Annotated in this window: 17 protein-coding genes; 8 read left to right on the forward strand and 9 right to left on the reverse strand. The window is 71.2% G+C overall.

The window, feature by feature from the left end; genetic code table 11:
• Nucleotides 1-3 precede the first annotated feature (3 nt).
• Nucleotides 4-2,688: a hypothetical protein gene (locus ABZS69_RS28590; protein WP_355377938.1), complete on the forward strand. Its 2,685-nt coding sequence runs from the start codon at nucleotides 4-6 to the stop codon at nucleotides 2,686-2,688.
• Between the two features lie 5 nt (nucleotides 2,689-2,693).
• The gene (locus ABZS69_RS28595; protein WP_355377939.1) at nucleotides 2,694-3,284 is read left to right on the forward strand and encodes a DUF4232 domain-containing protein; all 591 of its coding nucleotides are present in this window, start codon (nucleotides 2,694-2,696) and stop codon (nucleotides 3,282-3,284) included.
• A 51-nt stretch (nucleotides 3,285-3,335) separates the two neighbouring features.
• On the opposite strand, the gene ABZS69_RS28600 is transcribed toward ABZS69_RS28595, so the two are convergent.
• Nucleotides 3,336-5,600 (reverse strand): glycoside hydrolase family 3 C-terminal domain-containing protein, encoded by a 2,265-nt coding sequence (locus tag ABZS69_RS28600; protein WP_355377940.1) that lies wholly within the window; start codon nucleotides 5,598-5,600, stop codon nucleotides 3,336-3,338.
• 119 nt (nucleotides 5,601-5,719) lie between these two features.
• Here ABZS69_RS28600 and ABZS69_RS28605 point away from each other — a divergent pair, with 119 nt between their 5' ends.
• Nucleotides 5,720-6,706 (forward strand): LacI family DNA-binding transcriptional regulator, encoded by a 987-nt coding sequence (locus ABZS69_RS28605; protein WP_355377942.1) that lies wholly within the window; start codon nucleotides 5,720-5,722, stop codon nucleotides 6,704-6,706.
• A 1-nt stretch (nucleotide 6,707) separates the two neighbouring features.
• On the opposite strand, the gene ABZS69_RS28610 is transcribed toward ABZS69_RS28605, so the two are convergent.
• Genes ABZS69_RS28610 through ABZS69_RS28620 form a run of 3 tightly spaced genes read right to left on the reverse strand, consistent with a single transcriptional unit; the run spans nucleotide 6,708 to nucleotide 10,451 of the window.
• Nucleotides 6,708-8,051 carry an MFS transporter gene (locus ABZS69_RS28610; protein WP_355377944.1) on the reverse strand — a complete coding sequence of 448 codons (1,344 nt, stop codon included), beginning with the start codon at nucleotides 8,049-8,051 and terminating at the stop codon, nucleotides 6,708-6,710.
• Nucleotides 8,052-8,094: 43 nt separating this feature from the next.
• On the reverse strand, nucleotides 8,095-9,861 hold the full coding sequence (locus ABZS69_RS28615; RefSeq protein ID WP_355377946.1) for a sulfatase: 1,767 nt from the start codon (nucleotides 9,859-9,861) through the stop codon (nucleotides 8,095-8,097).
• Entirely contained in the window at nucleotides 9,858-10,451 is a 594-nt protein-coding gene (locus ABZS69_RS28620) for a PadR family transcriptional regulator (protein WP_355377947.1), read from the reverse strand. Before ABZS69_RS28620 ends, ABZS69_RS28615 begins: the two co-directional genes overlap by 4 nt.
• A gap of 66 nt (nucleotides 10,452-10,517) precedes the next feature.
• Between ABZS69_RS28620 and ABZS69_RS28625 the strand changes: the two genes are divergently transcribed.
• Entirely contained in the window at nucleotides 10,518-11,471 is a 954-nt protein-coding gene (locus ABZS69_RS28625) for a formylglycine-generating enzyme family protein (RefSeq protein WP_355377949.1), read from the forward strand.
• Between the two features lie 103 nt (nucleotides 11,472-11,574).
• Here ABZS69_RS28625 and ABZS69_RS28630 read toward each other — a convergent pair whose 3' ends face one another.
• Together ABZS69_RS28630 and ABZS69_RS28635 are read right to left on the reverse strand one after the other, a co-directional pair.
• Nucleotides 11,575-12,753: a GH32 C-terminal domain-containing protein gene (locus ABZS69_RS28630; protein ID WP_355377951.1), complete on the reverse strand. Its 1,179-nt coding sequence runs from the start codon at nucleotides 12,751-12,753 to the stop codon at nucleotides 11,575-11,577.
• Nucleotides 12,754-12,884: 131 nt separating this feature from the next.
• Entirely contained in the window at nucleotides 12,885-13,877 is a 993-nt protein-coding gene (locus ABZS69_RS28635; protein ID WP_355377953.1) for an aldo/keto reductase, read from the reverse strand.
• A 448-nt stretch (nucleotides 13,878-14,325) separates the two neighbouring features.
• Between ABZS69_RS28635 and ABZS69_RS28640 the strand changes: the two genes are divergently transcribed.
• Together ABZS69_RS28640 and ABZS69_RS28645 are read left to right on the forward strand one after the other, a co-directional pair.
• The gene (locus tag ABZS69_RS28640; RefSeq protein WP_355378215.1) at nucleotides 14,326-14,763 is read left to right on the forward strand and encodes an NUDIX hydrolase; all 438 of its coding nucleotides are present in this window, start codon (nucleotides 14,326-14,328) and stop codon (nucleotides 14,761-14,763) included.
• Between the two features lie 311 nt (nucleotides 14,764-15,074).
• Nucleotides 15,075-15,560: an alpha/beta fold hydrolase gene (locus tag ABZS69_RS28645; protein WP_355377955.1), complete on the forward strand. Its 486-nt coding sequence runs from the start codon at nucleotides 15,075-15,077 to the stop codon at nucleotides 15,558-15,560.
• A gap of 62 nt (nucleotides 15,561-15,622) precedes the next feature.
• On the opposite strand, the gene ABZS69_RS28650 is transcribed toward ABZS69_RS28645, so the two are convergent.
• On the reverse strand, nucleotides 15,623-16,387 hold the full coding sequence (locus tag ABZS69_RS28650; protein ID WP_355377957.1) for a class I SAM-dependent methyltransferase: 765 nt from the start codon (nucleotides 16,385-16,387) through the stop codon (nucleotides 15,623-15,625).
• A gap of 186 nt (nucleotides 16,388-16,573) precedes the next feature.
• On the opposite strand from ABZS69_RS28650, the gene ABZS69_RS28655 reads away from it, so the two are divergent.
• The gene (locus ABZS69_RS28655) at nucleotides 16,574-17,089 is read left to right on the forward strand and encodes an NUDIX domain-containing protein (RefSeq protein ID WP_355377959.1); all 516 of its coding nucleotides are present in this window, start codon (nucleotides 16,574-16,576) and stop codon (nucleotides 17,087-17,089) included.
• A 350-nt stretch (nucleotides 17,090-17,439) separates the two neighbouring features.
• Nucleotides 17,440-18,363: an endonuclease/exonuclease/phosphatase family protein gene (locus tag ABZS69_RS28660; protein ID WP_355377961.1), complete on the forward strand. Its 924-nt coding sequence runs from the start codon at nucleotides 17,440-17,442 to the stop codon at nucleotides 18,361-18,363.
• A gap of 98 nt (nucleotides 18,364-18,461) precedes the next feature.
• Here the strand turns inward: ABZS69_RS28660 and ABZS69_RS28665 are convergent, their stop codons facing one another.
• Both ABZS69_RS28665 and ABZS69_RS28670 read right to left on the reverse strand, forming a co-directional pair.
• A complete protein-coding gene (locus tag ABZS69_RS28665) occupies nucleotides 18,462-18,725 on the reverse strand; it encodes a hypothetical protein (protein WP_355377963.1) in 264 nt (87 codons plus the stop codon).
• Nucleotides 18,726-18,730: 5 nt separating this feature from the next.
• The gene (locus tag ABZS69_RS28670; RefSeq protein ID WP_355377964.1) at nucleotides 18,731-19,753 is read right to left on the reverse strand and encodes an NAD(P)-dependent alcohol dehydrogenase; all 1,023 of its coding nucleotides are present in this window, start codon (nucleotides 19,751-19,753) and stop codon (nucleotides 18,731-18,733) included.
• Nucleotides 19,754-19,781 lie beyond the last annotated feature (28 nt).

The raw sequence follows: 19,781 nt of genomic DNA on the forward strand, positions 1-19,781 counted from the left end.
CTCATGCCCGTCAACCTCAACTTCTACCGGTATCCGGAGTTCATCGAGAAGACGCTCGTCAACGCCGACCTGGCGCTGCGCGTGCGGCAGGAGGGCGCGGTGGTGGCCGCCTTCCGGGCGGGCCGGGTCCTGTGGTGGGCGCTGGTCGGCCTGGTGGCCGCCGAGCCGTACACCGCGGTGTTGCGGGCCGGGCCGGGCGCGCTGGCGTGCGTGGCCGCGCTGGGGCTGGCGCTCGGGCTCCTCGGCTGCCTGGCGGCGCTGGCCGGCGGCGCCGTCATGGTGGCGGGCGGCGTGCCGTTCGCGGACCTGTCGTGGTGGACGATCCCGCTGCTGGCCGGCTGGGTCCTCGGGGCGCTGCCGCCGGCGTCGGCGAAGGTCCGCGTCGCCAGGACCTTCTGCATCCTGGCGCCGATCGCGCCGATCGCCGTGCTCTGGGCGCACGCCCGCTCGTGGCCCACCGTTCTGAGCACTTTGCTGATCATGTACGTGCTGCTGATCCGCCCGCACTTCGGCCTGGTGGGCATCACCACGGCGGGGCTGACCCGCTGGCACCGCGGCCAGATCTGGCTGGGCGCGGTCATCTGGCTGCTCGGCGCGACGCTGCTCGCCCTGGGGCCGGCGGGGTCCTGGTTCGTCCGGGTCTGGCCGCCCGGCGTGCTGGGATTCGTCCTGGGCACGGTGTGCGTGGCGGCGGCCATGCTGGTCCTGAGGTTCGTGTACCTGCTGGTCGGACGGGGCTCGCTGGCCAAGGTCACGTACATCAAGGCCCCCGCGGGCATGCGGCTCAACCGGGACAGGTTCTCCGGCCTGTACGGAGCCGAGCTGGGGCTGGCCTGGTTCTGCGTGACGGCGGCGGGAGCCGTCCACGACGACCTGGGCGCCCTGATCGGCTCCGCCCTCGCCCTCGTGCTCTTCTCCACCCCCTACGCCGAGAGCCGGCTCGAGGTCCCCCTGCGCCACACCATCGACCGGCTCGACGCCGCGCACTATCTGTTCTCCGTGCAGTTGCGCCGCGAGCAGCTCCGCCGCGCCTGGTCCGACGACCTGGGCCGGGCGCTGACCCTCATGGAGCGGATCCGCGTCGCCCGCGACCTGCTGGGGCCGGGGCGGCCGCGCAAGGCCCTGCAGCTCGACCGCATGTGGAACATCCACGTCAACTCCGCCCTCCAGCTCGTGGAGGTGCTCACCGACGAGAGCGAGAAGACGGCGCTGGGCGACGTCGACGACACGCTCCTGCTGCCCTTCGAACGCGCCGAGGGCCGCCCGCCCCTGCTCGACATCGCGCTGAAGTGGGCGGACGAGGGCCTGTCCCTGCTCGACCTGGCCGACAGCACCTACCCGTGGCTGCTGACGGCCGAGGAGCCGCTGCGTTCCACGTACGCCGCGTACCGCTGCTATCTCCACACCGTCCGCGGGCTGGCCAACCGGCTGCACGGCCGCCACGAGGAGTCGGTCATGAGCTACTGGACCGCCGCGCGGCTGTACCGGGACATCGGGGCGGTCAACGCGGAGGCGATGGCCCTGGCGAACGTCCTCACGACCTTCCCCGGTGTCGATCCCGCACGGCCGACCGCGCGGCGTACGCTGCCGCTGGCCGAGGCCGACGCCGCGGTGCTGCGCGCCACGACGGACGAGCGGGTGCACCCCGAGGTGCGCCGGGAGGTCGCGGCGACCGCCGCGCTGATGCACGCCTCCTACGGCGACCTGCGGTCCGCCGAGGAGCTCGTACGCCGGGCCGCGGCCATCCCGCCCGCCGAGCCCGGGGCGACGACGATGGGGGTGGAGCGGATCGTCGCCGACGCGGACACCGTCAGCAGCAGCGTCGGGAGGCATCACCTGCGCCTTTCACGCAACCCCGTCGATTACGGGCCGCTGCTGCGCGGCGAGGTGACCGTGGACCGCTTCCTGCCCGAGCCCTCCCTGAGCAACCCCTGGATCCTGCGCGAGCTCATCAACGGGGGCGTCCCCGTCCCCGGCCGTCGCCGGCTCGTCCGGGGCATCACCGGCGTCGCCCAGGCGGACGGTTTCACCGTGGACATCCCCGACACCATGGTCATCGAGGAGTGGATCGAACGCACGGAGAAGCGCGGCGGGTTCGCGATGAGCGCCCAGTTCCATGAGCTGCTCGGGCTCATGCTCCGCCGGCTTGACCCGTACCCGGCCGCGGGTCACCTCGTCGCCGCGCTCGACCACCTGCAGTCGGTGCACTTCGCCATCATCGACGACGAGCTGCGCGGCGCGGCCAGGGGCGCCGCCGAGAGGTTCGCCGAGGTCGTGATCGACCACCTGGCCACGCTGGCCACCCAGCCGCTGCCGCCCGGGGTGGAACCCGAGCCGGGCTCTCTCGCGGCCCACGTCGTCCGGACGGTGAAGTCCAGGGCGCTGACCGAGCTGCTCGGCGAGACCGTGCCCGCGCCGGGCGACAGCGCGCTCATGCGGCGCGAGCAGGAGGCCCGCGCGCGCTACCGGGACGCGCGGGACGCAGGCGACCACGGCCGGCTCCGGCAGGCCAGAGAGGAGCTCGAACACTGCTGGGGCGAGCTCATCGAGCTCGGCGGGCCCGGCGCGGAGTACGCGGCCCTGCGGGCGGGCCTGCCCATCGAGCTGGAGCGCATGCCCGCGCTGCTCGCCCAGCTCGCCTCCCCCGGACGACCGCACCCGGCGGGTGGGAGTTCTGCGGCAGGATGATGCCGATGACCGCCATGACCGCCTGGTTGACCGCCGCCATGCTCTTCCTCGCGGCCGGCTGCGGCGCGCGGGCGCCCGCCGCCGCGCCGCCCCGTCCCACGGCTCTTCCGTCCGTCCATCCCCTGGTCCAGCCGCCGCCGACAGTGTGGTCCCCGTCCCCGAGCCCGTCCTGCGCCGGCTCGGGACTGCTCCTGTACGCCGAAGAGCCGACGGCCGCCATGGGGCTGCGCGTCCAGACCGTGACGCTCACCAACTGCGGCGGCGCGGTGCGGCACGTCAAGGGCTATCCCCGCGTCCGCCTCCTGGACGGGGAGGGCGAGCCGCTGAAGGTGACGATCGACCGGGGCGCGCGGCAGGTCACCACCGCGATCCGGGATCCCGGGCCGAAGGCCGTGACCGTACGGCCAGGCCGATCGGCCCGCTTCACCCTCGCCTGGCGCAACACCTACGGCGGCACCACCCTGCCGCCCGCGGTCGGCGCCACCCTCGTCGTCACCGCCGGCCCGGACCGGCGGCGCGTCAGCGGCCACTTCGACCTCGGCGCCACGAACCTCCTCGGCGTCACCGCCTGGGAACCGGCCACGCTCAGCCGTTGATGATCGACCGCGCGGCGCCCCTCCCGAGGAGGTCGCCGCGCGGCCGTCCGCTCAGCTCGCCGGGGCCTCGGAGCCCGCCATCCGCAGCAGGTCGTCCATGGCCGGCGGCTGCTGCCCGCCGTTCCCGGCTCCCATGCTGAGGAGGGTGGCCAGCGGGATCTGGGCGATCAGCGCCTGGCTGGCCGGATCGGTGAAGAAGCTCGGCTCCCCGTCGGCGGCCTTCAGCAGGATCTCCTCGACGATCTTCCGGCCCCGGGGGTGGGCGAGCCACTCCTGCAGGGTGCTGTCGGCCCTGAGCGGAGCCGACGTGGGCTCCACGTCCAGGTGGACGCGCTGCTCCAGGACCAGGTCGCGGGAGGAGGGGCCGACGTGGACGCCGTACTCGCCGGGCTCGGCCACCCAGCGGCCCTGCCGGGTGCTCCAGTAGCTGAACGCCCGGGCGTCGAGCTCGATCACCACGCGGGCGCTCTCGCCCGGAGCCAGGCGGACCTTGCGGAAGCCGCGCAGCTCGCGTTCGGGACGGTCCACGTCCGCGACCGGGTCGCTGACGTACACCTGGACGACCTCGGCGCCCGCCCGCGTGCCGGTGTTCGTCACCGTGACCTCGACGCGGGCCTCGGCCCGCGCCGGGTCCGGGACGTGCACGGCGAGGTCGGAGTAGGCGAACGTGGTGTACGACAGCCCGAACCCGAACGGGAAGGCCACGTCCCGCCCGGTCCGGTCGTACCAGCGGTAGCCGATGTAGAGGCGCTCCCCGTAGAGCACCTCGCCCTCCGAGCCGGGCCAGTTGACGTGCGCGGGCGTGTCGGAGAGCCGGTGCGGCACGGTCTCGGCGAGCCGGCCGGAGGGGTCAGCGTGCCCGAAGATCAGGTCGGCCGCGGCGCCGCCGCCCGCCTGGCCCGCCAGCCACATCTCCAGCAGGGCGGCCGCGTGGTCGGTGAGCGGGCCGGTCAGCACGACGCCGCCGTTGCTCAGCACGACCGCGACCGACGGGTTGACCGCGGCCACCGCTTCAAGCAGCTGGAGCTGTGCCTCCGGCAGGTCCAGGTCCTCGCGGTCGAAGCCCTCGGACTCGGCCTCCGACGGCTCGCCGAGGAACACCAGCACCGCGGCGGCGTCGCGGGCGGCCTCCACCGCCTCGGCGAGCAGGGCGGCGTCGGGCGTCCCGTCGAGGCGGAACCCCGGGGCGAACGCGACCTCGCGCGAGGTGGCGGCGCGGATCGCGGTCAGCGCGTCGTCGAGCCGGGTCGGGTTGATGAGGGAGCTGCCCGCGCCCTGGTAACGCGGGGTGCGCGCGAACTCGCCCAGCACCGCGATCCGGCCGCCGGACTCCGGGTCCAGCGGGAGCAGGCCGCCGTCGTTCTTGAGCAGGACCGCGCATTCGGCCGCGACGCGGCGGGCGAGCGCGTGGTGGGCGTCGAAGTCGGGCGCCGCGTCCGCGCGCCCCTGCCGCAGCCGGTCGTGGGTGCCCACGAGGCGTTCGACGGCGACGTCCAGGATCTCTTCGCTGAGCTCTCCGTTGCGCACGGCCGCGACGATGGCGGCGGCGCTGCGGCCGCCGGTGCCCGGCATCTCCAGGTCCAGCCCGGATCGTACGGCGGCAACCGGGTCGTGCACCGCGCCCCAGTCGGAGACCACGTAGCCGTCGAAGCCCCACTCCTCGCGCAGGACCGTGGTGAGCAGCCAGGGATTCTCCGACGCGTACACGCCGTTGATCCGGTTGTACGAGCACATGATCGTGGCCGGCCGCGCCTCGCGGACGACGTGCTCGAACGCGCGCAGGTAGATCTCCCGCAGGGTGCGCTCGTCGACCTCGGCGCTGACGCGCATGCGGTCGGTCTCCTGGTTGTTGGCCGCGAAGTGCTTGACCGACGCGCCGACGCCGCGCGACTGCAGGCCGGAGACCCACGCGGCTCCCATGACGCCGGCCAGCAGCGGGTCCTCGGCGAAGTACTCGAAGTTGCGTCCGCACAGCGGGGAGCGCTTCATGTTGACGCCCGGGCCGAGGAGCACGTCCACGCCGAGTGCCCTGGCCTCGACCGCGAGCGCCTCCCCGATCTCATGCAGGAGGCCCTCGTCCCATGAGGAGCCCAGTGCCGCCGCGGTGGGGAACGCGGTGGCGGGCATGCTGTCGGCGAGCCCGAGGTGGTCCACGCCGGAGCGCTGCATGCGTACGCCGTGCGGGCCGTCGGTGAGCAGCGCGGCCGGCACGCCGGCGTGCGGCACCTCCGCGGTCGTCCAGAAACTGGCGCCGGACACGAGCCGCGCCTTCTCCTCGAGCGTGAGCCGTTCGACGGCGGATCGTCCGTCGGTCATGTCGTGACCTTTCTGTCCTGCGGGGTGAGCGAGAGCTAGCGCGCGCTAGCTGTCTGCGCGACGCTAACCTTGGGGCACTAGCGCGCGCAAGTGCCAGGGTCGGAACGGGGAGGACGGGCATGGGCGGACGGGCACGGCGGGTGACGGCGAGCGACATCGCGCGGTCCCTGGGGATCTCGCGGGCCACGGTGGGGTTCGTCATCAACGACACGCCGGGCCAGACAATCTCGGAGGCCACCAGGCGCAAGGTGCTCGCCGAGGCCGAACGCCTGGGCTACCGGCCGCATGCCGCCGCCAGGGCGCTCGCCCGGGGCAGCAACCGCATCGTCCTGTTCGTCCTGCCCGACTGGCCCGTCGAACACAGCATGCGCCAGTACCTGGAGGAGGCGACCCACGTCCTCGACCGCGCCGGTTACTCGCTGGTGACCTGGGCCCGGCACGCCGGCGGCCGGTCCCGTCCCTTGTGGGAGACGCTCGACCCCGACCTCGTCGTCCCGGTCGTCCCCCTCCCCCGCGACTACCTCGACGCGCTCCGCCGGGCGCCGGGGGTGCGGCTGCTGCCCGGCGAGGAGCCTTCCGAGCTGCACGAGGTGCCGTCCCTGCGGGCCGGCCCCGCCCTCCAGGTGGAGCATCTTCACGAGCGGGGGCACGCGCGGCTGGCCGTCGCGCTCACGGGCGACCCGCGCCTGGAGGCGCTGGCCAGCCTGCGCGCCTCCCTGGCGCGGGCGCGGGCCGCGGAGCTCGGCCTCGAGATCGCCGACGTGCGGACGGTCTCCGACGAGGACGGCTCCGCGGCCGATGCCGTACGGGACTGGGTGGACGACGGCGTCACCGGGGTGATCGCCTACAACGACGACATCGCCGCCGCCGTCGTGGGTGCGGCCGTGCGCGCGGGGGTCGCCCTGCCCGGCCGCCTCGCGGTGGTCGGGCACGACGACAGCCCCCTGGCGCGGCTGCTGGTGCCGGCGCTGTCGAGCGTGCGCGTGGACGTGGCCGGCCTGGGCCGGTACGTCGCCCACCGCGCGCTGCACGTGCTCGGGGTCGAGGACACGCCCCCGGCCGAGCCCGCCGTCTGGGCCGTCGTCGTTCACCGGGAGACGTCGTGACTCAGTCCGCCAGCGCCTCCCTGCGGCGGAGTTCGAGGGCCTGGCCGATCCGGCGGGCGTCGCGCGGGTAGGTGACGTACAGGATCGAGAGCAGGAGGCCGTTGACGAGCATCAGGATGACCAGCACCCACAGGAACACGCCCTGGATGCCGAGGGTCGCCGCCAGCGAGCCGGCCAGCAGCGAGAACAGCGCCCACGCGATCGTCTCGAACACCGACAACCAGATCGCGTACGCCTGCCCGCGCAGCTCGGGCAGCACCACGGCGGCCACGATGGGCCGGTTGACCGGCGGGTTCAGCCCCTGGCAGGCGCCCAGGAAGGCCCAGAAGACCGCGTAGACGGCGATGTCCTCGTACCGGAACTGTGTGCCGAAGAACGCGATGACGGCGAACAGGATCTGGGCCAGCTGCAGGACCAGGACGCGGCCCCGGTCCGGCATGATCCGGTCGAGCCGCGGCAGGATGAACCCGGCGCCCAGCGTGGCGACGCTGTAGCCGAGGCCGAACGGCAGCGCCACCAGGATGGCGGTGGCGTTGTCGATGCCCCGCTCGGTGACGAGGAACTGGACGCCGAAGATGACGATCAGCAGGTGTCCCGACAGGAGCCGGCTCAGCATCATCACGGTGTACGAGGGGATGCGGAACAGCCCGGCGACGGACGCGACGGTGACCTTCGCCTTCGCCCGGTCCTCGCTCGAGAGGTCGGCGAGCTGCTTCTCGGCGGATCCGATGCCCGGGTCGGTGAAGAAGGCGGCGACGACGAGCCCGGCGAGGATGCAGACGCCGCCCAGGGTCCACAGCGCCCAGCGCCAGCCGTCCTCCAGCCCGACGAAGATCGCCATGACGGGCCCGAGGACGATGGCGGCGAGCTGGAGCGTGCCGAAGAAGATCCCGTTCGCCCTGGCCCGCTGCTCGTCGGGGAAGGAGTCGGTGATGACGGCCATGGCGATGGGAGAGCCGCCGATCACCGCGGCGGACATGAGGGTGCAGCAGATGAGGAGCTGGACGAAGTTCTGGGAGAAACCGGCGGCGATGCCGAACAGGCCGCCGGTCACCGTCGTGGCGACCAGCGCGCCGCGCCGGCCTATCCTGCCGGACAGCCACACCCAGAACGGGCCGGCCGGAACGCTGGCGATCTTGCCGAGCGCCGCGATGACGCCGAGATGACCGCTGTCCAGCCGGAGCGCGGCCGCGAGCGTGGGGAAGACGGTGTTGATGAGACCGGCTTCGGTGTTGTCGACGACGCTCACGCCGGAGAGGACGGCGAGATTGCGCCAGCGATGGGGGACGTTGGCGGCCTGAGCCGCTCCTGGCTGTACGGACGCGGTGGAGGCGCTGGCATCCATGCGGTGCCCCTGTCTGCAGTGTTGCGGTGGAGAGACGCCGGCCTCAATCGGATGAGGCGACGGGTGTAACCGGGAGAAGACCGAACTGCTCGTCGATGCGGCGCAGGACCGCGGCGGGCACGTATCCGAGGCGGGCGAGGTCGAGCAGGCTCATGGAAACGGGTGCGGCGAGCAGCTCCGACTGCACCAGCGCCGGCGCCTCCTGCGCGAGGACGTCCTTGGCGCCGGTGATCCGCAGCAGCTCCAGGAGAGGCGTGCGGAGCAGCGGCTCCGCCTGGAGGTCCGCCCCCATGGGCAGCGGCACGGCCACGGCCGCCGCGCGTTCGCGCTGCTCGCGGATCAGCAGGTGCTCGCGGGTGACCTCGCCCTCGCGCGGGATGCCCAGGCGTTCGAACTGGCCGGCCGGCGCGTCGGCGGCCACCATGAGGCGGCGCAGCAGCTCGATCATCCGCAGCTCGACGTCGTCGTCGACGATCGGGGCCTCCTGCGCCGGGTCGCGGTCCAGGTCGAACAGCAGGGTGCCATGCCGCCAGGGGTTCATCCAGGTGGGCGAGGCGGGCATGCGCATCGTGCGCAGGCCCTTGGTGAAGGTGAAGGGCTCGGCCGGCTCCCATTCCTGGAGCTCCGCGACCGAGAAGCGGGTGCGCATGTGGGTGGGCATGAGGGTGAACTCTTCGAGCGGGCCGTTGGCCTGGTCCTTGGCCGCGCGCATGTAGACGTAGCGGCCGTCGGTGACGTTGACGTGCCCGCCGTGGATGCCGAACAGGGCCCCCTCGTGACCCTCCGTGGTGGCGAGGTCGTGGCCCTGCATGTCGGGGGTGGGTTCGAGGCCGAAGTAGCGCAGCACGGTCGGGGCGATGTCGATGGTCTGCGCGAGCGCTCCCCTGCGCTGGTCCCGGCCGCCGGTGCGGGGATCCCACAGGAACATCGGCAGGTGGACCAGCTCGTTGAACCACGGCATCACCGATTTGGCCCACCAGCCGTGCTCGCCGAGCAGGAAGCCGTGGTCGGTGTTGACGATGAGCATGGTGTCGTCCCACATGGCGTGCTCGTCCATGAAGTCCAGGACGCGGCCGAGCGAGCGGTCGCACATGGACACCAGGGTCGCGTACTCGTAGCGGGCGTGCTCGACCTGCTCCTTCGGCTCCAGCACCTTCTGGTACGGCGGCCAGTCGAAGGCGGGCCCGTCGTAGTCGTGCGGGTAGCGGTCCTTGTACTGCTGGTGGGTGAAGAACGGCTCGTGCGGGTCGAACAGCTCGATCTGCAGCAGCCACCGGTCGGCGTCCGCGTTCGTCTCGAGGAAGTGCAGCCCGGCGTCCACGGTGAGCGTCTGGGAGTGCTCGGCCTCGGTCGCCATGTACGTGCGGTTGATCGCGTCCTGCCGCTTCATCGCACCGAACGGGCCCGCCGCGCCGCCGTCGTCCCCGACCACGCCCTTCCACGGGTCGCCCTCCTGGCCGCGGAAGAACTCCCAGGTGCTGTAGCGGGTGTGGTACGTCGCGCCGCCGTCCTCCCAGTAGTGCGGGTGGTCGGAGGCGAGATGCGTGTGCACGCCCGCGCGCTTGAGCAGCTCGGGCATGGAGTCGTCGAACGGCTCCAGCGGGCCCCAGCTGCGGTGCAGGAAGTTGTACCGGCCGGTGTGCATCTCGCGGCGCGCGGGCATGCACGGCAGCGACCCGGCGTAGAAGTTGTCGAACGTCACGGCCTTGGCCGCCAGGCGCGCGAAGTTGGGCGCGTCGACGAAGGTGTCGGCGTAGGGGGCGAGCAGGTGCCTGTTGAGGCTGTCGAACATCAAGATGACGGCCTTCATCGCGTCGCCTCCTCGGCGGACTCGGAAATGATCGGCTCACCGTCGAGGAGCCGCCGGCGCAGCTCGATGAGCGAGGCGATGTGGCGGTCCATCGCCTCGGCCCCACGCCGGTGGAGCCACTCGTCCATCTGGCTGCCGAGCTCCACGTCGTAGCCCCGTGGCGGCTCGTCGAACCGGCTGCGGTCACGATGGCGGTACCGCGCGACCTCGGCCACCCGGGTGTTGATCTCGACGTCGAGGATGCCGATCACCTGCTCGACCGTCATGAAACCGGCGCTGCCCAGCCGCGCGTACAGGTCCGGTTCCTGGAAGCGCGTCGGCGGGTTGTACGGGCGCGTCAGCCAGTCGGTGAAGACCGTGTGGCCCTCTTCGGTCACGTGGTAGCGCTTGGCGTTGCTCGCCCCGGCGCGCTCCTCGATCGTGTGCTCGACCCAGCCGCGTTCCTCCATCGCCGCCAGCGTCCGGTAGGCCTGGCTCATGGTCGTGTTCGAGCGCATGAACCGGCCGTGCGTATCGAAGAACCTCTTCAGCTCGTAGCCGGTGCTGGGGCGGCTGAGCAGCGCGCCGAGCAGCAGAATCTCAAGCTTCATCAAATGTGCCCGTCCTTGTAACGGAGTTAACCGTGCCACAAGTGGAATGGTGATACCATGACACAAGTGTCACGCTCTGTCGATAGGTCCTGCTGCACGCCTCGCCTCGCGCCGCCACCGGCCCGGGGGCCGCTTCCCGCCGGGCGCGGTGTCCATCTGATCGAGCAGTGCCGCGTCGAGGCAGGGACCTTCCGCATGGGCGACGCCTTCGGCGACGGCCTGGCCGGAGACGGTGAGACGCCGGTGCACGAAGTGGCGCTCGACGCGTTCGACATCGACGCCACCGCCGTCACCAACGCCGACTTCGCCCGCTTCGCCGACGACACGGGCTATCGCACCGAGGCCGAGACCGCCGGATCCTCGGCGGTCTTCCACACGCTGGTCCACCCGCGGGCGTCCGTGATCGGCCGCTCGCCCCGCGCTCCGTGGTGGCTCGCCGTCGAAGGCGCCGGCTGGAGGCACCCCGAAGGCCCCGGCTCCGACCTGGACGGGCGCGACGACCACCCCGTCGTCCACGTGACCTGGCACGACGCCCAGGCCTACTGCGCCTGGGCCGGACGGCGCCTGCCCACCGAGGCCGAATGGGAACGCGCCGCCCGCGGCGGCCTCGAAGGGGCCCGCTACCCCTGGGGCGACGACCTCCTCGACGAGCGGGGCCGCTGGCAGGCCAACATCTGGCAAGGCTCCTTCCCCGACCGCAACACCGCCGAGGACGGCTGGCCGGCCACCGCGCCCGTGCGCACGTACCGGCCGAACGGCTTCGGGCTCTGGCAGGCCGTGGGCAACGTCTGGGAATGGTGCGACGACCCCTTCGACCCACGCGCGTACGCCAAACGCGCCCGCGCGCAGGGGCCGGCGAGCAACCCGCGTTCCCAGGTGTCGCCGGTGCTGCGCGTGCTGCGGGGCGGCTCGTACCTGTGCCACGACTCCTACTGCAACCGCTACCGGAACGCCGCCAGATCGTCCAACACGCCGGACTCCAGCATGGGCAACGCGGGCTTTCGCACGGCGGCGCCCTGAGACCACTGGGAGGCCATTCGCACGGCGGCGCTCTGAGATCACGGACGGCCAGGCGGCCCGGTGTTCGCGCGGCGGCGCTCTGGGACCGCGGACGGGCGGGCCGTCAGGTGACGGTGGCGGCGCGGATGGTGCCGGTGCCGTTCCAGACGTTGAGCCCGAAATAGCCGCCGCCGGTGGCGGTGTCCGTCACGTCGATCACCGGCTCGGCGCCGCCGCCGAAGTACACCCGGATGCGCGGCCCGTTCGCGACCACCTTGAGGTGATACGAGGTGCCGGGCGTGATCGCGGTGCGGAAGTCGGCGAGCACCGCCCCCGGCCACCACAGCCGTACGAAGCCGACCGTGTCGACGTTGGCGGTGTAATGGGTGGCCAGGTCGACGCCGGCCCTGAAGGTGAGGGCCGCGGCGGCCCCGGGCCGATCGGGCCGGAGATCTCCCTCGTAGGTGAAGTCCGTGCCGGTCCGGCCGCTCAGGTAGAAGGCGTTGCCGCCGGACAGCGCGGTGCCCGTCTTGCCGTCGGCCAGGCTGGTCCAGGCGCCGCCGACCGGGCGCCACGGCCCCGCGATGTTGCTGCCGGGGTTGGTGCCGGACGTGGACGGCGGCCAGGTGCGTACGAGGTCGTGATACTTCAGTGAGACCAGCTTCACCCGGCCTCCCGCCGCGTACACCGCCACTCCCCGGCTGCCGGGCGCGGCCGAGAAGTCGACGTTGTCGCTGTAGAAGAGCCTGCCGTCGTTGCCGAAGATCTCGAGCTGGCCGCGGTCGACGAGGACGCGCATCCTGACGCGGCCACGCTCGGGCGCGAGGGGCGCGCCGTACAACGTCTGGCCGGCGCGGTCGTAGGCGACCTTACGGTCATAGCCCCCGTCGGCGCGGGTGTGCAGCAACAGGCCGAACTCGGACGCCGTGGCCCCGGCGACGTCGAACTCGGCGATGACCTCGTAGGTGTCGCCCGCGACCCCGGCCAGCGGGGTGCTCGCGGAGATCGTCCGCCGGGCCTGCACCGGCTCCAGCGCGACGGGCCGCTGCGTCCAGTGCACGAGGTCGGGGCTGGCGGCGTGTCCCCAGTGCATGGTGTCCCAGCCGAGCCCGTGCGGATTGTGCTGGAAGAACAGGTGGTACGTGCCTTTGTAGTACAGCGGGGCGTTGGGGTCGTTCATCCACCCGCTGCGCGGGCTGAAGTGGAACTGGCCCCGATGAGGCTCGTCATAGGCGCCCTCATCGCTCGTCGGGTACGGGTACTCGGGATAGTCGGCCGGATCACCGGCGAGGGCAGGAGGCATACCGGGCACCAGGAGGCTCAGCGTGACGACGAACACCAGGAGAAGCCGGTTTTGGGGGGTGGAACACACAGAACCTTATGCCGGCTTCGTCGGCCGCAGCCGGCAGTCCAGAGTCTCCGTCAAAGTCGCGCTCAGTACGCGGCGTCGAGTTTCGCCCGCTGGTCCGCCGTCAACTCCACATCCACCGCGGCCAGGCTCTCCTCCAACTGCTCGACCGACGAGGCGCCGACCAACGGGATCACCGGAATCTCGCCACCGATGAGCCAGGCGAGCACCACCTGGTTGACTGTCGCTCCGGTCTCCTGCGCCACTTCCCGCAGTGCCGCCAGCCGCCGAGGGGTGCCGGCGTGGTCGAACGCGGCATCGAGCGGCTTGTCCTCACGTACGTAACCGCCGCCCAGCAACGGCGAGTAGGCGACCAGCGTGAGCCCGGGCTCGGCTCTCAGATAGCTGAGCAGGTTCCCCTCGACCACGCCGAAGTTTCCGTCCTTGGACCGCAGCGTCGGCGGATCGGTGCGCGGACGCAGGTAGGAGTGGTGATACTGCAGGACCTCATAACCGGGCAGACCTGCCCCGGCCGCCAGGTTCCGGGCCCGCTCAAGTCGCCAGGCCCAGTGGTTGCTCGCCCCGAGAAGACCCACGGCGCCTCCCTGAACCAGATCCGCGAAAGCCTCGACGGTCTCCTCCAGCGGCACCGTCGAACCTTCGAGGTACGCATGCGCGTACAGCAGGTCCAGCTTGTCCACGCCGAGCCGTTCCCTGCTTCGCTCCGAAGACTCCCTGATCACCTGGGCGGACAGGCCTTCAAGGTCGTGGCTGAGGCCGCTCGCCGGAGCGTTGGGCCGCCCTCCAAGCTTGGTGGCGATGACGATCTCATCGCCGACGTTGCGGCTATGCCGCCAGCGGCCGAGCAGCGCTTCGCTCTCACCTCCCTGCGTGCCGTTGACCCAGTAGGCGTAATTGTTGGCGGTGTCGAGGAAATTGCCGCCGGCCTCGACGAAGTGGTCGAGAATGGCGAACGACGTCGCCTCGTCGATGGCGGTGCCGAACAGCATCGCCCCCAGACTCAGCACGCTGACATCACGGCGGGTCTTCGGATCGCTGCCGATCGTGCGGTACTTCATACGACATCCCCTCATGCTGCCCATCCACGTCGGGTCTTGGGCGGAATTATTCGTCCTAGAGTCAACTCAAGGTCAACCGAAGGCCCGGCCCTCCAGCATCATCAGGTTGTCCAGCACCTGCGCAGGGGGCGGACTGCCGCAGTGCGGCCAGCGGGTTGGACACCGGGTCCAGGTTGTCGCCGAACGCCACCCACAGCTGTCGAGGCTCAAGATCTCGTGGCCCAGGCGACAAACGCCTCGTAGCAGGGGTGGTAGACGATGACAACGTGAGCGGGATCCAGGTCCAGGTCGGAAATCTCCTTCAGGAGATGCACGATGCCGGGCCGGCTGTCCGCGGACTGCCACTCCCTCGGCGAGGGTGCACCTGTGTGCCCAACCCTCCGGCCGCCGCCACCACCTGCCTGGTCTCGGCACATGACACGACCTCGTGGGATAGCGTGCCGCGGTGATGAAAGTGAGAGTCACCGGCGTCGTCGTCGAGGGTGATCGCATCTTGCTCCTTGACCAGGACACCGACACCGGCCGCTCGTGGTCGCTGCCCGGCGGGAAGGTGGAGGAGGGTGAGAGCCTCGCCGACGCCCTCGCCCGGGAGATGAGCGAGGAGACCGGCGTCGAGGTCGAGGTCGGCCGGTTGCTGTACGTGTGCGACCACCTGCCCGGTGGGGGGACCCACGTCGTGCATCTGACGTTCGAGGCCACTCGCACAGGTGGCAGCGTCGGCGCGGTCACCGAGGGCGCCGACACCACGCCGATCCGCGGCGTGCGGTTCCTGCCGCTGGCCGACCTGCCGGCGATCGGTTTCTCCTCGCGTTTCGTCGAGCTGGCACGGACCGGATGGCCGGGCGCAGGCTCCTACATGGGCGCCAAGTCCAACATCGGCCTGTGACCGTGTGAACGCGGTGACCAGGCGACCGTCCATCACACTCAGAGGCGAGCTGACCGCCCATCCATTCCCTCAGCAGCCCGGCCAGCAGGTCGACCGGCACCGGATGGGGTGGATCGTCCGCGATGAGGCGGATACCGACGCCGCGAGAGTTGCCCGCGAGGTGGCGCCGCCGCAGCTGAACGGGTGGCCAACGTCAACTCCCCCTGGATCGGCATGGTGCCGGTCGACGACACCGCGCTGGCCGTGACCGACACCGGTGGGCCCGGCCCTTCCGTGCTCTACCTCAACGGCCAGTTCGCCAATCAGCGGTATTGGCGGCGTGTCATCGCCGAACTCGGCAGCGATTACCGGCATATCACCTACGACATGAGGGCCCGCGGCCGATCGAGGCCGCGGCCGCTTCGTTCGAGGCGCACGTCCGTGACGTCGGCGCCGTCCTTGCGGCCAGGGGCGTGGACCGGCCGCTTCTGGTCGGCTGGTCCTATGGCGCGCCCGTCGCGCTGCACTGGGCCGGCCGGAATCCGGACCGCGTCCTGGGGGTGGTGTCCGTGGACGGCGCGTACCCGTTCGACTTCTCCTACGCAGAGGAGCGGATCCGGCGGCTGTGGCGCCGGTCGCTGCCCTTACACTCCACGATGGGCATGGCCGGGAAGATGTCCGCCGAGCAGCATGCCCAGAGCAACATCGACCCGGTCTTCGACAGGGTGACCTGCCCGGTCCGGTACGTGGTCGCCACTGGCGCGGACGTCCCCGACACCACCACCGAGGTCATCGGCATCATCAGCTGCTGTCCATGACTGTGACTCAGCGCTTCAGTCGGCGGGAATCGCCCGCTGAAGCGCCAAGCCATGAGGCGCCGTCAGTCGGCTTCCAGAACGAAGAACAGGAAGCTCAGGAACCTCGGGCCGGTGATCTCGCGGAACTCCTCGGGGAACAGTTCGCGGGCTTCCGGCACGAACGGCGGTTCGCTGATGACGCTGATGCGAAAGCCGGCCGCGGTGAAGGCCTCGGTCATCGCGTGCAGCGGCCGGTCCCAGAAGCTCATCTGGGCGGTCTGCCCGCCCATGGTCCATTCTTCGGTCCGGCTACGGGTCTCGAAGTACTTGGGCTTCTCCCCGGCCATGTGCTGAAAGAGGGTGATGACGAAAGGATGATCGACCGAGACGAGGAGTCGGCCGCCAGGCCTCAGCACGCGTCGCAACTCGACCAGTGTCGGTCCCCAGTCTTCCAGGTAATGCAGCACCAGGGACGCGATGACATCGTCGAACGCGTCGTCGGGGAAGGGCAGCGGGCCGGCCAGGTCGGCGACCCGCAGATCCGCGTCGGCACCCAGCCGCCGTCGGGCCATCTCCAGCATCCCCGCGCTCGCGTCGACGCCGGTGACGAGGGCGCCTCGATCGCGCAGCTCGGCGAACAGGGGACCCGAGCCGCAACCGGCGTCGAGGATGCGCCTTCCGGTCACATCCCCGGCGAGTTCCAGCATCGCGGGCCGTTCGTAGTACGCGTTCACGAGACTGGTCTCGTTCTCGGCCGTGTACCCCCCGGCGATCCTGTCGTAGTCGTTGAATCGCGACGAAGATGCGGCCTCAACATGCTTCTCGGGCGTAGCAGACATGCAGGCCATTGTGGACCATCAGTCACGGGCGACACCGGCGTACGGTCTGGTTGTAGATCAAGCCGGTCGAAGCAGCCTCCCCGCCCCCTGAGCGCGCGCGGAGCTCGCCAACTCAGGCCGACACCGAGAAGCGGAACCGGAACCCGGACAGCTCGACCCTGCGAGCTGGTGTGGCCTCCTGCGTAGGGTCGTGTCATGGACAAGATGATCTCCCGGTCGACAGCCCGGGTGCTGCTGATCGATCACCTGGATCGGCTCCTGCTCTACCGCGGCCTCTTGCTCCAGGTCGAGAGACCCTTCTATGCGTGGTTCACCCCGGGAGGCGCCATCGATCCTGGAGAGACCCCGCAGCAGGCGGCGGCTCGGGAGCTGCGGGAAGAGCTCGGTCACGTGGTAACCCCTCAGGCCCTGGGACGAGTGGTGGCGACGAGCGTAGGGACATGGGCCATGCAGGGCGAGGTCTTTTCCGGGCATGACTCCTATTTCGTGCTACGCGTGCACGACATGGAGGTGGATACATCCGGCATGGACGAAGAGGAACGTGCGGTCACTGATCGTTTCCACTGGTGGACGTTACCGGAGCTGACGTCGGCGACCGAGCCGGTCGTGCCGGCGGGGCTCGCTCCGCTGCTGACACGGCTCGTCGGCGGACGCCCGCCGCGGGAGCCGGTTCTCCTGCCATGGCATCTGCCGGGCGACCAACATCCCTGACCGGGTGATTCGTCGCCGAGGGCGTCAGGCAGGAGCCGTCACCGGCGGCAGGAACGCCGCACGTCGTCGTCCGCAGGCAGTTATAGAGGCATCCGGTGGAAGGTGTTGCGTACCCGATCTCCTTCGGCGCGCCGCCGGTCGCAGTGGCCCATGGGCCCCGTGCTCGCAGTGCTGCATCGGCGCGTGGGCGACCGCGGCCAGTTCAGCCGGACGTACGAGCGGTCTGAGGACACCGTCGTGTTGGGGGCGAGGGCCGGCATGGGCCAGAGTCGACGGAACCGCACGCACGCTGAACACCTTCGCGTGAACGCACATCGGGCTTTGTGGCGATACGAGGTGTGCGTACATGGATGAGCTGGATCGCTGTCGTGCCGTTCGCCGGGTGGGCGCTGTTGCGGCTGAGCGGGTTCGAGCCGGACTGGCCGTGGGTGCCGATGGTGGCGTACACCCCTTATGCGGCGGCCGGGGCGGTTGCCGGTGGGGCGCTGGCGTGGGTGTTGAGACGGCGGGCGGCGGGGGTGGTGGGGATCGCGGCCGTGGTGGCGTTGGGGCTCGCCGTCGTGCCCCGGGCCTTCGCCGACGGCAATCCGGCTGCGGGCGGGCCGGTGTTGCGGGTGCTGGCGGTCAACCTGATGGTGGGTCAGGCGGACACGGCCCAGCTGGTGGCCCTGGTCGGCCAGGTGCGGCCGGACGTGCTGACGTTGCAGGAGCTCACGCCGGACGCGATGCGGCGGCTGGAGGAGGCGGGTCTGCGCCAGGCGTTGCCGCACGCCGTCGCGCGGCCGTTGCCGGGGGTCGGCGGGTCCGCCGTGTACGCGCGGTATCCGCTGACGGCCGGAGAGACGATCAAGCTGGGTGCGTTCGGGCAGGCCAGGGCGTGGCTCGCGCATCCCGGCGGAGCCCGCGTGGAGATCGTCTCCGTGCACCCGTGTGCGCCCAAACGTACCGGCCGGCAACCGTGCTGGCAGGGCGGTCTCCACGCGCTGCCGCGCGGCGGCGGGGAGTTGCGGCTGCTGGCGGGGGACTTCAACGCCACGCTCGACCACCTGCCGATGCGTGAGCTGCTGGCGTCCGGCTATCGGGACGCCGCTGACGTCATGGGGCGGGGATTCACGGCGACCTGGCCGCAGGCGTTGGGCCGCACGTTGCGCGCGCCCGGCGTGACGATCGACCATGTGCTGGCGGACTCGCGGATGGCGGTGCGGGACTTCCGCGTGCTGGAGCTGCGGCACACCGACCATCGGCCGGTGTTCGCGGAGGTCAGGCTCCCGTGATGGGATCCCGGCCCTCCGGGCTGCTCTAATGCGGTGGTCTTGGGCTGGTGCGACGGACCTGAGTCTTCTTCGGCTGAAGCTACCCCCAGGGCGGGCGACTACCTGGCCGACGTGACCCGGCAGGAGCACGCCCGCCGCGAGTTCGCCCACACCATCGAGGCCCGCGTCGCCGAACTCGAGCGGGCCGCCGCCCGCGTCCAGCCCGGCCGGCAGCACACCCTGGACTGGGCCGAACGCACCTCGTCGGCGTCATCGCCGCCGGGGAGCCCCGCCTCCGCGGCGAGCGCGGCGGCCATCAGGTGCGCGTCGCCCGGTGCTTGCAGACGCTGTGGAGCCGGCTGTCCGAACAGCACCAGAGGCATTGGCGTCACTTGGCGTCGTGGTCCATGGTGATCAGGACGCAGCCCTGTTTGCGGCCGGAGTCGACGCGCCGGTGCGCGTCGGCGGCCTCCGCCAGCGGGTAGCGGCCGTCGATGGCCGGCTTCATCTGCCCGGCCTCGGTGATCTGGGCCAGGAAGCGCAGGTCCTCGGCCTTGTCGGTGGTGGGGCGCAGACCGGTGAAGGCGATGATCGCCCGCTTGTCGCCCAGCTTCCGCGTCCAGAACGACTGCAGGAGGATCCCCGGGGAGGGAACGGTGGACAGGTAGACGCCGCCGCTGTTCAACACGCGCTTGCTCCGTGGGAACGAACTCTTGCCCGCGGCGTCGAAAACGACGTCATACGTACGGCCCGCGCGGGTGAAGTCCTCTGCGGCGTAGTCGATGACCTCGTCGGCGCCCAGCGATCTCACCAGCTCCCGCTTGGCCCCGCTGCACACCCCGGTGACCCGCGCCCCCAGGTGCTTGGCGAGTTGTACCGCGGCCGCGCCCACACTGCCGGCGGCGCCGTTGATGAGGATCTCCTGTCCCTCCCGCAGTTGGGCGTGGTCGCGGAGGAAGGGCAGGGCCGTCAGCACGCCGTCCAGGACGGCGACGGCCTGGGCGTAGTCCAGGCCGGTCGGCATGGCCGCCAGCGCCCCGTCCTCGGGCACGCGCACGTACTCGGCGTGGGCGCCTAACGCCGGGCCGGTGTCGCCGAAGACCCGGTCGCCCACCGCGAAGCGGGTGACGTCCTTGCCGACCGCCACGACCTCGCCGGCGAACTCGCCGCCCAGCGTCTCGGCCTTCGGCTTGACGGGGCCGGTGAACATCCGGGAGTAGAACGGTTCGCCGGCGCGGAAGGTGGCGTCCGTAGCCGTCACCACCGCGGCGTGGATCTTCACCAGCACGTCCTGGTCGCCGGGTGTGGGGGTCTGGACGTCCTCGACGGTCAGGACGTCGGGGGCGCCGTACTTGCGGTAGGTGACTGCTCTCATCGTGATCCCGCCCTCCATGTAAAGAATCTTTAACACGACCTAACGTAAAGCGGAGCAGACACCA

It is taken from the genome of Nonomuraea sp. NPDC005650 (assembly GCF_040605375.1).
Classification (GTDB): Bacteria; Actinomycetota; Actinomycetes; order Streptosporangiales; family Streptosporangiaceae; genus Nonomuraea.